Below are 15,888 nucleotides of genomic sequence, written 5' to 3'. Positions count from 1 at the left end.
TATTGAAAGAGGTGGATTTATGAAAAGAATGATTCAATTATTGATGATAGTTGATGTCTTATTATTTGTTGGTGGTTTTTTCTTTGACTATTATACAACATCACTTGGTTTAAACGATCGCTTCTATGGCACTTTTGTCACCAATCATCTTTTCTAAGAAACAAATACTGTGGGTAAATTTACAGCAATTGCTTTTATCGTACTCACCTTTTTATTAGGAATGGGATATTTTTATCTATTTTGCATGACAGAAAGAAAAGTAAATATCTTGATTGTGATTTTTAACCTTTTTATGGATTAGCCTAGAACACCCGTGATTTCAATCAATAGGATGAATCGGCTTCAGTTGTGACCTCGCTTTAGCTAGGTTAAACAACTGATGGATATAAACTAAATAACCTTGAAACACTTTGCTATGATTGATTTTTTAAAAATGCATATGTTAAGCTAATGACGAGGTGCTTTTGTATGTCAGAAGTTCATCTATTGAAACAAATCGCTGCTGATAATAATGTAAAAATGATGGAAATGGAATCAGACAAAGACCCTATCCATTTACTTATTGCGTGTACCCACAACACTCTATTCCCAGTGAAGAACAAATCAGAAAAAGAAATGAAGTGAATTTGTATGCTACAACATAAAGCCTATAAATTTAGAATCTATCCGAATCAAGAACAAGAACTATTAATTGTCAAAACAATTGGTTGTGTAAGATTTGTCTATAATTATTTTTTGAATTTGTGGAATCACGAATATACGACTACTGGAAAAGGACTATCCTATCATTCTTGCTCCGCCATGCTTCCACAAATGAAACGAAATCCAGAGACACGTTGGTTAAAGGAAGTTGATAGCATTGCGATTCAATCCTCATTGAAAAACCTTTCTGATTCTTTTTCTCGGTTCTTTAAAAAGCAAAATGGGCGCCCACAATTTAAAAGTAAAAAAATCTTGTCCAAAGCTATACCACAAAAAATATAACTAACAGTATTGAAATTAAAAATCGCTTCGTGAAATTACCGAAGTTAGGACTTGTTACGTTCGCTAAGAGTCGAGAGCTCAAAGGACGCATCTTACATGCGATCATTCGAAAAAATTCAAGTGGTAACTATTACGTTTCTTTGTTATGCAAAGAAGAAATTAGTGAATTACCTAAAATGAATGCTGCGATTGGCATTGACTTGGGTATTACGGACTTCGCGATTCTTTCTGATGGTCAAAAAATTGCTAACAATAGATTCACGTCAAAAATGGCAAAGAAATTGAACCGTGAACAACGTAAGTTATCAAGACGCGCATTACTCGCTAAAAAGAAAGGTCTTTCTCTCCTTGAAGCAAAAAATTATCAAAAGCAGAAACGAAAAGTGGCTAGACTACATGAAAAGGTGAAAAATCAGCGCAACGACTTTCTGAATAAGTTGAGTACAGAAATAATCAAAAACCACGATATTATTTGTATGGAAGACTTACACACAAAAGGGATGTTGCGTAACCATAAACTAGCGAAAAGCATTTCTGATGTCTCGTGGTCTAGCTTTGTAACGAAATTACAATACAAAGCGGACTGGTATGGACGTGAAATTATCAAAATTGATCAATGGTTTCCATCCAGTCAACTCTGTTCAGAATGCGGTCATAAAGATGGCAAGAAATCACTCGACATTCGAGAATGGACGTGTCCTATTTGTTTGACCGAGACATCAATGCAAGTATCAATATTCTAACTGAGGGCATGAGAATACACGCATTGGCATAAATAAAATCAAGAACCGTAGGAACTACGGGGATAGTTTGGTCAATTTTTGGTTGCTAATTTATCTGGCAAGTGTTGCAAAAAGGTGCCTAATTGACATTTTTGCAACACTTTTTCAATTTCCGAATCAGTTGCTGAACAATCCAACACAATGTTTTCCCGTAACGTTCCTTCAAAAATAGGCGCATCTTGCGACAAATAGAACATCTGCTAATAAACCGACGAAAGATTAAACTCATCCAAGTTCTGATTATTTATCCGTACTGTCCCTTCACTAGGATGAAATAAACCCAATAACACTTTAAGAATAGTTGATTTACCAGAACCACTTTTCCCTACTAAACCATAGATTTCCTTTTCAAATTGCAGTGAAATATTTGATAAAATCATTTTCCCGTCAATCTGAAACGAAAGATTTTCCAGCGACAAGCAATCAATTTTTTCATGCCAATGCTGTGATATGATTAGTTTTTATCATCTTTTGCATGCAAAATAGTTTCTAACCGTGCATAAGCAATCTTATCTAAACGATATTGAACAAATAACACGTTGAAAATGGCAATTGGTTGGTAAATCTTATCCATATATGCTAACAATGCAATAAAACCACCAAGTGACAAGGTTAAATGCTTTGTAAAAAACAAGACAACAACCGACACTTTTAACAAAGCGACACTCAATGCAAAACAAGCAAAAAATGCTTCATGAATGAATGCCATTTTAGTTGTTACGTTTGTTGCTTTTTTCGCTGTTTGTTGATAAGTTGCCAGTTCTTTGATATACATTCGGTTCAGTTGTATTCAGCCGTTCTTCGGAAAGCAAGGTCGCCTCTTTTAATGACTGAAGCACTCTCAATAAAATCCTTGTAAAGAAAAAAAACAACTAGACACCCCAATAGAATTAGAGGAATCATTTTTTTATCAATAAATAGAATAAAAAATAGTGTAAATATCACTTCTGGCAGCAACTCTCGAAACAAACAACAATAAAATTTCACATAGATATTGCGTCCGGCTGTCGCACCAACTTCAATTTTTTGTAATAATTCTCCAGGAGAATAACGTAAATACGTCAGATAATCAATTGTACTCATTTTTTGCAAGACTTGCTGTTTCACAAAATAATAAATCCCTTGCTGCAATTGATTAAACGGATATTCTGCCACATACGCTAGTAACGGACTTAAAAATAACGTAATCACATAACCAATCATCCAGATTAGCGGTTGTTCCTTTACTTGATCCAAGAATTATTGTAAAAAATAAACGTTACTTGTTTGTCAAAAGGATACACATATGCCTAAAAGAATATATAATCCTAATTTTGTTTGAAATATCTTGATAATTTTTTTATTCACAGCGATATCTCCTCATTATTTAGATACATAATGACGATATAGCTGAAAATTGATAGGAAAACATCCTCGATATAGTGCCTATCCTTTCAGCTATATCGAGTAGATACCTCGTAAATGTTTCATATTATTCCCTACTTTCCTATGTATTTTGATGAATAATTTCTAGTAACTCTTCACCAAATTTATTAATTCTTTTTTCTCCAAATCCTGTTACTTTGGATAACTCTTGTTTCGTTTTAGGCATTTTCATCATTAAATCATTCATTTGCTTATCACTAAAAATATAAAACGCTTTAACGTTTTCTTCTCTACTTTTTTTTAGACGAAAGGCTTTTAATGACAGAATCAGCGTTTCTTGATTACTTACAGATGGTACATCTTCTTGATATTTGTCATAACGTTTTTTGTACTCATACGTCTTAGATTGATGCAATGCTAAATGTAATTCTGCCCATTTTTTTAAATCTTTGTCTGAGAAAGCCACATTTTTAGATTTTTCAAGGATTTGTTTTATATAAGTAATCAATTGATCAATATGAATAACCTGCGATTTCACTTCTTTCCTCGCATAACGATCATTGACTACTGTTTTAGGATTTGCTAAAACCACAATTGATTGATAGCGTTCTTCACTAAATAATTGTTGTAGTTTCTGCATAAATAGATTCTGTTCTTTCTTTCGCAAACGCTTTAGCAATTCAATATGGCGTTGATTTTGAGTAATTGGTGAATAAATTCTTTCTTTTTTCCATTTTCCTATCGAGCGAATAAAATCACCACGATGATTTATCTCAATATTTCCATATAAATTTTTACACTCAATCACAAAACACATTTTTCTAGTCAGTACTAAATAATCAATTTGCGCAGATAATCCTTCATGTTCAAGATAAATGTCATGTATTATGTACATTGGCAGATGGCTATGGCTCAGTTCAAAAGCAATATTTTTCTCTCCAATCATTCCATATTCAATCAATTGCATATCTTTTAATAACACACTTTTACCAACCTCATTTAAAGTTGGATAGATTTCTTTTAATTGTTGGATTTGGTCAGAATGGTCTTGATACTCGCGCAAAAAGACTGGTTCTGACAAACGATCAAATACCCCCATACGACTCCCCTCCTATTTAAATCACACCATAAAATACGCGAAAATACGCGCTTTTATTAAAAAAATCAGCCAAAACGATATACAAAAAACTATCCGAATAATAAAGCGTACTTCTGCTTAGTTGCAAGAATACGCTCTATTATATTCGGATAGTTTATACAACAAACTTGTTGACTATCACTATTAACGAATCACAGCTTCGAATGACTCAGTCAATGCTTTTGTTACTTTATCCATCGCACGATTGATTTCTTCGTCTGTTAATGTCGCTTCTGGATTCACAAAAGTTAAACTGTATGCTAATGATTTGTGACCTGCTTCGATATTTTTCCCTTGATAAACGTCAAAAATTTCCACATTTGTCAAGAATTTACCCGCAGCTTGTTTAATTTCTTTCACAATTTCTTGATTCGAAATTTCTTCTTTTACTAATAACGCAATGTCTCGTGACACTGCTGGGAATTTAGATACGGCTTGATAAATTAATTTACCAGCATCATTGGCTAACAACGCTTCTAAGTTTAACTCTGCAACATACGTTTCTGGAACATCATATGCTTTGGCTACAGAAGGATGCACTTGACCGATAAAACCAACTTTTGTTTCACCTAAATAAATGTTCGCTGTACGACCTGGATGCATCTCTTTCATCTCACTAGTCTTTTCAAACGTAATGACATCCTCTAATGATAGCATCGCAAACAAGTTATCTAACACACCTTTTGCGTGATAGAAATCAACCTTTTCACCTTTGCCTTGCCAATCTTTGGTTGTCCACTCACCAGATAAAGCAAACGCGATGTGCGTTTCTTCAATTGGTAAAGCAACATTCGCCTCTTCATTTTGATAGAAGACACGTCCAACTTCATATAAAGCTAGTTGTGTATTTTTACGTGCCACATTATACGCGACATCATCTAACAACCCACTAATTAAGTTCAAACGTAATACCGAACGATCTTCGGTCATTGGCCAATCTAAACGGGTTGGTTGACTTTCTTTCATCATAAATTGCATTGATTTTTCTTCTGTTGTTAGCGCATAGCTAATCGCTTCACTTAAGCCATTACCTTCAAATAAACTACGTACTTTACGAGTTAAGCGTTGTTCGCGTGTCAATGCACCTGCCACTGTTTCACCACTTGGTAACGTAGATGGTAAGTTATTGTAGCCATAAATACGAGCTACTTCTTCAATAATATCCGCTTCAATTGAAATATCCCAACGACGTGGCGGTACTACAACCACATAATGGTCATCGTTTTCGCTGTAAACAAAGCCTAAAGCATCAAAAATACCATTGACTTCAGCGACAGTTAACGCTGTCCCTAAGTAATTATTGATACGTGCTAACGTAATTTCAACTTCGACATCTTTGGCAACAACCTCTGCGCCTTTAACTGCGCCACTTAAAACTTCGCCACCAGCAAGGTTCGCAATCATTGCTGCAGCTACGTCACAGGCTTGATCAACAGTTGCTTTGTTAATCCCTTTTTCAAAACGTGAAGAAGATTCACTACGTAAATTAAACTGTTTTGACGTACGACGAATAGACAATGGTTCAAATAAAGCGGCTTCTAATGCCACAGTAGTTGTTTGATTGTCAATTTCTGAATCTAATCCGCCCATTACACCGGCTAAAGCAACTGGTACTTGACCGTTTGTAATCACAATATTTTCTGTTGTTAATTGACGTGTCACACCATCTAATGTGACTAATTCTTCTTCGGCTTGTGCACGACGCACCACGATTTCTTGACTACCTAATTTGTCGTAATCAAATGCGTGTAACGGTTGTCCAAACAATAATAAGATATAATTTGTCACATCGACAACGTTGTTAATTGGACGAATTCCAGCATTCATCAAGATATTTTGTAACCATTGCGGACTTGCGGCAATTTTTACATTTTCGATAATACGAATTTGATAAGATGGTGTATCTGTGGTATCTGTTACGTTAACAGAAATTTTTTCACTCGCTGGTTTCGCTACTTCTTGTAATTCTTCTTTTTTAAAATTTGGTACTTGATTGTAAATTGCACCAACTTCATACGCTACACCACGCATACTTAACGCATCTGCACGGTTTGGAGTAATAGACAATTCAATAATCGCATCATCCATATCTAAATATGAAAAGACTGGTTCACCCGGCACAGCATCTGCAGGTAAATATTGAATACCTTCTGAGTACTCTTTCGGAATGACACTATCTGAATAACCGATTTCTTCTAATGAACAAATCATGCCATTTGATACTTGACCACGCATTTTGCCTTTTTTAATTTTTACATTACCTGCAATGCGTGAATTTGGCAAAGCAACAATCACCTTAATACCTGCTTTAACGTTTGGTGCACCACAAACAATTTGTGATAATTCTTCTTCACCAATATTCACTTGGCAAATGTGTAAATGATCTGAATCAGGATGATCCACACATTCAATCACTTCACCAACTACAATTTTTTTCAAACCTTCTGCAGGTACTTCGACTGCTTCAACTTCAATCCCTGTAACAGACATTTTATCTGCTAATTCTTGTGGTGAAACCTTTGATAAATCAAGATATTCATTTAACCATTTATATGAAACTAACATTTGTTTTATTCCCCCTTGAACTGACGAATGAATCGCGTATCGTTTTGATAGAAGTTACGAATATCGTTCACTCCATAACGTAGCATCGCAATTCGGTCAGGTCCTAATCCAAAAGCAAAGCCTGAGTATTTTTCTGAGTCAATGCCAGACATTTCTAAAACGTTTGGATGTACCATCCCAGCACCTAAAATCTCAATCCAACCAGTATGTTTACATACGTTACATCCTTTACCGCCACACTTAAAGCAACTAACGTCCACTTCAACAGAAGGTTCCGTAAATGGGAAATAACTTGGACGTAAACGAATTTTACGGTCTGCCCCAAACATACGTTGCATCAAAGCTTCTAATGTTCCTTTTAAATCACCCATTGTCACATGTTCATCGATTACTAATCCTTCAATTTGATGGAATTGATGACTGTGCGTCGCATCATCAGTATCACGACGGAAAACTTTCCCTGGTGAAATCATGCGTAGTGGTCCCTTTGAAAAATCATGTTTTTCCATCGTACGTGCTTGTACTGGAGAAGTATGTGTACGAATTAAAATCTCATCTGAAATATAAAAAGTGTCTTGCATATCACGTGCTGGATGGTCTTTAGGCAAGTTCATACGCTCAAAGTTATAATGGTCTTGCTCTACTTCAAATCCTTCAATTACTTGATAGCCCATGCCAACAAAAATATCTTCAATTTCTTCCATGATTTGCGTCAATACATGACGTGTTCCTTGAACCATTTGTTTTCCTGGCAAGGTTACATCGATGCTTTCTTCTGCCAAAGCTTTATTCATAGCAGCTTCTTCAAGCATTCTTTTTTTCTCTTCAATTTTGCCTGTTAAGACGTCACGAATTTCATTAGCAAAGCTCCCAATTTTTGGACGCTCTTCTGCGGAAAGATCTTTCATACCTCGTAAAACTTCTGTGATAGGACCTTTTTTACCAAGTGTTTCCACTCGAATTTGATTTAAATGATTTAAATCTTCAACTGCTTCAATCTTTTCAATTGTCGCTGTTTTTAATGCTTCCAGTTTTTCCTGTAAAGACATTTGATTGCCTCCTCTAATATAATAATTCAAGAAAATTGGTGTCGTTACGAGCGAACAAAAAGAGACCTTGCTCCCAAAAAGGAACGAGGTCTCGTGTTACCATCCTACTTCGCGTCAAATAACGCGCACTCAATTCGTTAACGATAGTGACTACCGGCTTAGTTTTTCCACTAAGCAAGCTCAGGAAGTGAATTTCATTTTTCGAATACAGTCATTGCTTTCAGTCTATGGCAAATCTCCCTGGTCTGTTTCAGCCAAATTACTTGTTTCCATCTTCGCTTGTTACTTATCCAATTGTTTTTTAGTTTACTAGATATTGTGATAGAAATCAACTACATTCTTCGTCTGTTACCCAATCATGACTCCAATGTTTAACAGATTCTAAGGCATTTGCTAAGGCAATTCCTTTTTCAGTAAGTTGGTATAAACTCTCAATTTTATCTACAATACCTTCCCGTTCGAGCTCCCGCAAGCGCTCTGTTAAGACGCGATCACTTAGCATGGGAATTTTTTTTGCAAGATCGACAAATCGCTGTTCACCATCTTGAAGTAACACATCAATGATTAATCCATTCCACTTTTTCCCTAAAATTGAAAAAGCTTTTTCAAACTTTGGACAAAGTGTATAGTTTGTTTTACTTGTCTCCATCATTGGCACTCACCTCTTCTCGCCTTATTATACCACAATACGGGCATTTTTTACTGTTTCTACAACTTATAAGTTTTGCATTTGTAAAATTTTTTGGCCATTCAACAAGACAAGATACGTTTTAGTTACTGGTTTTTTCAACGCTTGTTGCAACGCTTCTTTATATAAACGTAACTGTCCTTGATATTGCTGTTGTAGCTGCACTTCATTATCCGCGTAGACCGCATCTGTTTTAAAGTCATATAAAATAATTTGATCCTCAAATTCAATATATCCGTCAATAATCCCATGCACAAGTAATTCCGCACCAGATTCTTCAAAATCTAAAAAGACGGTTTGCGCATCTTTTAACATTGAAAATGGCTGTTCTCGATGAACATTTTCAGCGTGCGTAACCAACGACTTCCCTAAATCCGTTTGATAGAACCAGACAATCGAATCAATATTTACTTTATCTGCCACAGCTTTCTCTAAATAATGATGTGTAACTAATTCCGTTAACTTTTCTTGAATCGTTGCTTGTGTAGGCATTTTCGATAATGGAAGTAACTGTAACAAAGTATGTGTCGCACTTCCAATAGTGGTTGCTTCAATTTTTTCTTTTTGTAAAAATTTAGGTTTCGCCAATTCATCTGAGACATAACGAAAATGTTGTTTTCGACTTTGTTCAAAAGTACTTTCCCATGCTAATTTAGCAATATCTTGTTCGTCAGGATCATTGTAAATTCGTTTCATTTCGGAAACAGATTGATAGCTTGTCGTCATTGTTGATTTTTCTAAAGGATACCTAAAGGACAAGCGCCGTTGAAATTCGGCGGTTTCCTCACTTGCTTGCATCGCTAATTGTTCTGGCGGTATCGGTTCAGCCAAGGCTCCGGGTAATTTTTCTAAAATGGTTGCTTGATTCCACCAATGAATTTGAAAACCAGCGACATGATTGATTGGACGAACAGCATCAACTTCTTCATAAACATGCTGCATGTCAGGATGGCGGATTAAAGTCATTCCAATCCAATTCATTAAATTACCTTTTCCATTCAAACGTAAGGCTGCATCTAAGACGAAATTCTCTTGTGTTAATGCACGAGACCAATTTTTAAACGCTTCTTCTTTATTTTTATAGGAACCTACTAAATATAATTTTTGTTCTGCTCGAGTAAATGCCACATATAATTTACGCATTTCTTCAGACAGCGCTTTTTGAATACGCACTTGCTTAATCGCTTGATAAGGTAAGGTATCAAACCGAATCCGTTCATCATTGGTAAATTGAATCCCTGCACCTAAACGTTCTTCAAAAATGTAGCGTGAATGAAAGTCTTGGTAGTTAAATTGTTTCGTGGTATCCAATAAGAAAACAACGGGAAATTCTAACCCTTTACTAGCGTGAACGGTCATCACACGCACAGCATCTTCTGTCGAGATAGCTAACGGTTCAGCTAAATCTTTGTCTTTTTCTTGCATTTTTTCAATAAAACGAATGAATTGATACAACCCACGGAAACTACTTTGTTCATAACTTTCTGCACGATTTGCCAATGCGACTAGGTTCGCATATCGTTGACGACCAGACGGCAATCCAATGACATAATCTAAATAGGCCGTCTCTTCATAAATAGCCCAGATAAGTTGAGCAAGAGAACGACGTCGTGCCATTTCGCGCCAAGTAGCTAATTGTGATAAAAATTGGTGTAAACGTTGCGCTAACTCCGTGTCTTTTTCTGCATATAGTTGTACGGCTTCTAAGTAGTCGCCATTTCTTTTGGTCAAACGAATCTCCGCTAATTCTTCTTCATTTAAACCAACAATGGGTGAACGCAAAACAGCAACTAATGGAATATCTTGGTAAGGATTGTCAATAATTTGCAAGAGTGACACCATAGTTTGTACTTCGGTTGCTTGAAAATAGTTTTGCGCATCATTGACTTCTAATGGAATATCAAATTTTTTGAAGATATCCATAATGACCAAATTATTTTTACGTGTAGGCGTGAGTAAGACAATATCTTGATACCGAACGGGACGATTGGTTTTCGCTTTTTTATCATAAATTTCAAACTGCTGATTGATTAATTCTTTAATTTTTAAGGCAACCACATGTAATTCGCCTTCTGTCTTATCATCCACGACATCGGGATCTTCTTCAATCCCTTTTTCAAACAAAAGGAGTTCTGGTTGAAATTGATCGCTCTCTGGAAACGCTGGAAAACCAGGAATTAACTTGGCAGCCTCATCATACGGAATCTGCCCCACTTCTTCATCCATTAATTGTTCAAAAACCAGATTGGTAAATTGCAATACTTCAGAACGCGAACGGAAATTTTCTGCTAAAACAATCCGGCGACCACCTTTTGCTTGTTCAAAGGCTAAGTATTTATCAATAAATAATGTCGGATCAGCTAAACGAAATGCATAAATGGATTGTTTCACGTCGCCTACCATGAACATATTTCCTTGCGTATCATCTGGCTCGCGAACCCAATACAAAATTGCTTCTTGCAAACGATTGACATCTTGATATTCATCGACTAAAACTTCTTCAAACTTTTGACGGTAATAGGCTGCAGCTTCACTACCATCGCCTGATCCTTGTAAAATAGCTAACGTAAAATGTTCTAAATCATTAAAGTCTAACACACCTTTGTCTAATTTTCGTTGTTGAAAATTCTCCATAAAACGTTTCGTGATAACTCCCATTTCTTCGACAATTGGACGCGCGTGTTCCATCAAATCTAGCATTTCTTCTGGTGAATAAGCAAAGAATTGTTTGATTGATTCTACTAATTCTTTGGCTGTTTGACGTTGTAGTTTGACTGGTTCCGATAATTCCTTTTGTTCGGCTTTTCGAAAAGCAGGATAGCGACCAAAAGATAATCCCTCAATTTGCGCATAAGCGGAGTCTAAATCGTCCTCTTTAAAATACATGAGCAAACGCTGAGCTTGAGCTAATTCATCTGCTACTAACATCGCTGCTTTTTCAATTAGTGTATCGATTTGCGCTAGTTGCAAAGCAATTTCCAATCGTTGAATCGCAGCTTCTATTGTGTGCATAATCGTCGGTTTCAATTGCGTCATATACAACGGATTTTGCGTCAATCCACCAGTCGTTTGATAATTATCTGCAAGATTTTCTAGCCATTGTTTGGGATTCGGATTAGCACGTGCAAAGGTATAGAGAGACATGACTAAATCTGTCACTCCTTCATCTGAACGATCACTCGAAAAGTTTTCAGTCAAACGATAAAATCGTTCATCTTGTGCTTCATAACAAGCATCGCGTAGCTCTTCCCAAACTTCTTCTTTTAGCAAAAGACTCTCGGTTTCATCTGTTAACATACGAAACACTGGATCTAAATCAATCAAGAAATAAAAACGGCGAATGACGGTTAAACAAAAAGCATGTAAAGTGGAAATATTCGCCAATGGCAATAAGGTTAATTGTCTAACGAAATGACTTCTTTTCTGTGCATCGCTTTCTTGATTGACAGCAGCTTGCAATGCCACTTGAATCCTTTCTTTCATTTCACGAGCAGCAGCTTCGGTAAACGTAACAATCAATAGCTCATCAATATTACTACCACTTTTTAATTTTTCAATTACTCGACGAACAAGTACGGTTGTTTTCCCTGACCCTGCAGAAGCAGAAATCAATAAATTATCCCCTTTGTCAAAAATCGCTTGCCATTGGGTATCAGTAAAAGTTTCGTTACTAGGTCTTAAAGGGATCTTAGTCATTTTTTTCCTCCCTCATACGTTCAATAATTTCTTCTTTTGATAATTGTTTCATCCGATGGTACTCATTTTCTTGTAACATAACATCAAAGGTACATACACTCCGGAAGGGACAGTGTTGACATGCCCGTTTTTTATCTTTCATTTTGTAGGAAGGATTTAATGAAATTTCTCCCGAAAGAATACGATTCCCACCATCGATCATTTTTTGACGATTATGTTGAATTAAATAATTGATTTCCTCTTCGGTATAAAATTTATCTTTACTTTGACTAATTTTTTGTAATGTTTCGTTTTTATCTTTGCGAATCGGAAACAAAGCTGAATTTTTCGATTTCGTCAATGTGTCATCGTAAATTGGAAAGACTTCAGCATCATCTACAAACAAGCCATCATATTTATACTGTTTTAATCGTTCATCATCGGTTGCTTTTTGATTATCCATCACCGGATTATGCACATGGAAATAATAAGCACCCGCAATTTTCGCATCTTCTCTACCAATTAATTCAACAGCATCCGTCAAAGCAACATCTAAATAGGTAACTAATTGCATCGCTAATCCATAATAGGCCTCGGTTAAATCAAACTCTCGACTACTTGACTTATAATCAACAACCGATAACCATGGTTGACCATCGACAATTGCCGTATCAATCCGGTCAATTTTTCCACGTAGATGAAGTTTCCCTCCAGAATTTAAAGGTAGTTGCAATCCTGGAATCCCACGTTTTCCAGCAATTTGCCCAAACAACACTTCAGTTTGTACGGGTGTAAGTTGTGTTTTCTCCCCTTGTTTGTGTAAGGCCCATGTGACTCGTTGAATCGTTTTACTTAATTGATGACGAATAAAATTCATTCGTGCCGAACGATTTAATAAGTTGTAACGAATTTCACCAAAGATTTCTTTTAAGACATGATCGACAAAACGATCACGGTCACTCGCAGTTAATTGATTTAATGAAATATCTTTTTCAATTAAGACTGTTAAAAAACGGTCTAAAGCATCATGGAAAAATTCACCAGTAATCGCTGGATTTAAACCATAAATATCGCGTTCTTTCAAACGTAACCCATAATCGACAAAATAACGGTATTCACATTGATAGAAGGTCTCCATTCGCGAAATAGAACTATGAATTTCTGTGCCATATAATGCCGTTGCTGTTTCTTTTGGTAAAGAAACTGGAACATTCCGATGACTTTGGCTTGCAAAAACCCGCTCTGCTAACTGTTTGTATTCTCCACGTAATTGTTTTTCTAACCAACGCCAAGTATTTGGTAGATTGACTTTGACATCTTGTGTTTGACGATACAAACTATTTAACTGACGAATTAAACTGCGGTACGTCCCAATATAGTGAGCGGGATTGCTTTCAAGCGTTAAACTTTGGCGATGTTGCAATTCAATGCCTGTACTGTCTAATAACCGTGCTAAATATGGCGACATTTTGATATTTTGTTGCGTGTCTCGATTCGCTGCATAAGTGATATATAACTTTTCTGCAGCAGATAACCAAACATTGTACGCAACAAAAGGTTCATTCCTCAATGTTTCTCCCACATGATCACGTAAATATTGATTCTCTTCTAAAACTTCATTTAACTGCGCACGTTCCTCACTAGAAAGCAAAGTTTTATTTTCAATCTTTCTAGGAAAAGTTGTCTCATCTAGCCCAATGGCAAAGGTCACTTTAGCTTGCATGGGTCTTGCCAAATCTAACGGATTAATTTTCACTTGATCAATAGCTGTAGGAATTTTACCAAATGTTAAGTTCGCTAAACCACTAGATAAAATTTCTTCAAACAATGCATAATCAAACGGATCTTCGCCATAAATTTCAGCAAATTCATCCATTAAATCCATTAAAGCGGACCATGTTTGTTCATGGTTTCTCGCTTGTTCTAAATGACCACGCTCAATTTCTTGATTTCGCCAACAAATTAGTTGCGCTTCAATTCCTTGTTGCACTAAAAAGTGATAAAAAACTTCAAGTGCTTCATAGTTCGTTTGCACTCCTTTAATTTTCTCAAAAAAAGCAGCAATGTCTCGACGAAATGCTCGACGCACTTGATTCGTTTGTTCTTCTACTGATACAGTATCGGCAAATTGCTTTTCTTCAAAATCATATTCAATTAATTGCCAATCATCTTTTTTTAACCAATCGTTTCCTTGGAAGTGATGTGATAACGCTTTGTTTTCTGTAATATCTACTGCATAGCGAAACAAATCACGTGCTTCTTGCCAATCTTTGCTCGTTTCTTTCATTTCTCTAGGAATATATAATTCTGTTCGTAAAAAACGGAAAATATCTGATAAACGATAATAATATTTATCTAACGCAAATAACGCATGAATGAACTCAACTAAGGGATGTTGCTCCATTTTACGATCTTCATCTAAATAAAATGGTATCGCTAATTCGTCAAAAACAATTGGAATTAATGAATAATAAATATCTGGATTTAATGTCACTAACTGAATATCACGATAGCGTATCGGTCGATCTGTCTTTGCCGAAGACGCGACTAATCGCCGAATTTCTACGCCAATTTGACGTAATTCTTCTTCAGGTGTTTCAACTTTCCAACTCTCTAAAAAACTTTTTAAAGTTTTTTTATCGCTATCCTTAATTTTGTTATGATACCAATAATTTTCTAAGGTTAGATACCCTTCTGAAACAGAAGCTAATTGGTGTGCTTTTTTGTCAAAAAGAACGGGTACTTGATAGGTTTGTGCAAAGTTTTTTAAAAGTTTATATGTTTGCTTGGATTCAAAAAACAACTCCATCGCATCTAATTCACCATGTATATTTTCAATATATAAATCAATACAGAGATGACTCCGTTGCATTAACACTTGTAGTAGTGCTTGTTCTTGTGCAGAAAAATTTGAAAAACCACTAACAATAAAAAGACTTTTATTTAAATCAGGAATTTCTTCATTTGAGGAGAATTCACCGGTTTGTGTTAAATAGCGTGTAAGCATTGGAATTGGTTGCTCAATCTGTAATTGACGTTGCATTAATTCTTCTTCATAGGCAGAAAAAATAAGTTTTACTTCTGTCATTTTCATTTCAAAATCCGTTTGTTGTTGTCCAAACTGTAAATCTTGAGCATGAATATTTCCTAATTGAAATTCTTTGTACAATTCGATTAATTGCGCAATAAATCCTGCCTTATTAATTTCTCCTCGAAAAATGGTTAATTTTTCTGAGACGGATTCTAACACTTTACGCATAATCATCGCAGAACCTACTTCAGAAATCATCGCTCCACCAAATTGTCCTGTACGCTGTAAAAAGTACCAAGCCAAACGATTAAAACTGTAGACTTGCCCTCGAATGGATGTAAATTCATCACTACCTTGTTTCTGCTTCAATTGAGCAAGTAACTCTTGCTCACGTTCAAATTTATTATAGTTGGGAACTAGAAAAAAGACGTCTTGCTGGGGGTTAGCGAGCCATTCACTTGCCAACTCAATAATTGCTTGTTGGTGATTGGTATTCCCACCACCTGTGATAAATTGCAAACTCAAAAGAGACCCTCCTTTACTTTCTTATCTATTATAGCATTACCTGAATTATTCTCCTGTTATTTTATAGAATGTCTGCTTGCTCTTCG

Annotated in this window: 11 protein-coding genes and 2 pseudogenes; 3 read left to right on the top strand and 10 right to left on the bottom strand. The window is 35.8% G+C overall.

What is annotated here, in order from left to right:
- Positions 1-19: 19 nt before the first annotated feature.
- The 3 genes and pseudogenes from PYW32_RS05830 (at position 20) to tnpB (ending at position 1,759) form a co-directional block, all read left to right on the top strand.
- Positions 20-157 carry a hypothetical protein gene (locus tag PYW32_RS05830; protein WP_245558537.1) on the top strand — a complete coding sequence of 46 codons (138 nt, stop codon included), beginning with the start codon at positions 20-22 and terminating at the stop codon, positions 155-157.
- A gap of 338 nt (positions 158-495) precedes the next feature.
- A pseudogene (locus PYW32_RS13365) lies at positions 496-593 on the top strand (IS200/IS605 family transposase); the annotation flags it as partial.
- A 37-nt stretch (positions 594-630) separates the two neighbouring features.
- Positions 631-1,759: pseudogene (gene tnpB, locus PYW32_RS05820) on the top strand (IS200/IS605 family element RNA-guided endonuclease TnpB).
- Positions 1,760-1,798: 39 nt separating this feature from the next.
- Here the strand turns inward: tnpB and PYW32_RS05815 are convergent.
- From PYW32_RS05815 to PYW32_RS05775, 10 genes are all read right to left on the bottom strand, one after another.
- The gene (locus tag PYW32_RS05815) at positions 1,799-1,954 is read right to left on the bottom strand and encodes an ABC transporter ATP-binding protein/permease (protein ID WP_143139824.1); all 156 of its coding nucleotides are present in this window, start codon (positions 1,952-1,954) and stop codon (positions 1,799-1,801) included.
- A 12-nt stretch (positions 1,955-1,966) separates the two neighbouring features.
- On the bottom strand, positions 1,967-2,146 hold the full coding sequence (locus tag PYW32_RS13360; RefSeq protein ID WP_102035476.1) for an ATP-binding cassette domain-containing protein: 180 nt from the start codon (positions 2,144-2,146) through the stop codon (positions 1,967-1,969).
- A 74-nt stretch (positions 2,147-2,220) separates the two neighbouring features.
- A complete protein-coding gene (locus PYW32_RS05810; RefSeq protein ID WP_016175266.1) occupies positions 2,221-2,541 on the bottom strand; it encodes an ABC transporter ATP-binding protein in 321 nt (106 codons plus the stop codon).
- Positions 2,542-2,546: 5 nt separating this feature from the next.
- The gene (locus tag PYW32_RS05805) at positions 2,547-2,957 is read right to left on the bottom strand and encodes an ABC transporter ATP-binding protein (protein ID WP_016175267.1); all 411 of its coding nucleotides are present in this window, start codon (positions 2,955-2,957) and stop codon (positions 2,547-2,549) included.
- 295 nt (positions 2,958-3,252) lie between these two features.
- On the bottom strand, positions 3,253-4,230 hold the full coding sequence (locus tag PYW32_RS05800) for an NERD domain-containing protein (protein ID WP_016175268.1): 978 nt from the start codon (positions 4,228-4,230) through the stop codon (positions 3,253-3,255).
- A gap of 183 nt (positions 4,231-4,413) precedes the next feature.
- Positions 4,414-6,834: a phenylalanine--tRNA ligase subunit beta gene (pheT, locus tag PYW32_RS05795; RefSeq protein WP_016175269.1), complete on the bottom strand. Its 2,421-nt coding sequence runs from the start codon at positions 6,832-6,834 to the stop codon at positions 4,414-4,416.
- Positions 6,835-6,839: 5 nt separating this feature from the next.
- A complete protein-coding gene (gene pheS / locus PYW32_RS05790) occupies positions 6,840-7,883 on the bottom strand; it encodes a phenylalanine--tRNA ligase subunit alpha (RefSeq protein WP_016175270.1) in 1,044 nt (347 codons plus the stop codon).
- 328 nt (positions 7,884-8,211) lie between these two features.
- Positions 8,212-8,532, bottom strand: coding sequence for a winged helix-turn-helix transcriptional regulator (locus PYW32_RS05785; protein ID WP_035010301.1), 321 nt, complete (start codon positions 8,530-8,532; stop codon positions 8,212-8,214).
- Between the two features lie 66 nt (positions 8,533-8,598).
- Positions 8,599-12,267: a helicase-exonuclease AddAB subunit AddA gene (addA, locus tag PYW32_RS05780; RefSeq protein ID WP_016175272.1), complete on the bottom strand. Its 3,669-nt coding sequence runs from the start codon at positions 12,265-12,267 to the stop codon at positions 8,599-8,601.
- Positions 12,260-15,802 carry a PD-(D/E)XK nuclease family protein gene (locus tag PYW32_RS05775; RefSeq protein WP_016175273.1) on the bottom strand — a complete coding sequence of 1,181 codons (3,543 nt, stop codon included), beginning with the start codon at positions 15,800-15,802 and terminating at the stop codon, positions 12,260-12,262. The genes addA and PYW32_RS05775 overlap by 8 nt, the downstream gene beginning before the upstream one ends.
- Positions 15,803-15,888 lie beyond the last annotated feature (86 nt).

The sequence above is a fragment of the Enterococcus saccharolyticus subsp. saccharolyticus genome, from assembly GCF_029023825.1.
Lineage (GTDB): Bacteria > Bacillota > Bacilli > Lactobacillales > Enterococcaceae > Enterococcus_F > Enterococcus_F saccharolyticus.
The sequence above is the reverse complement of the archived record's forward strand: the minus strand, read 5'-3'. Positions and strand labels throughout refer to the sequence as shown.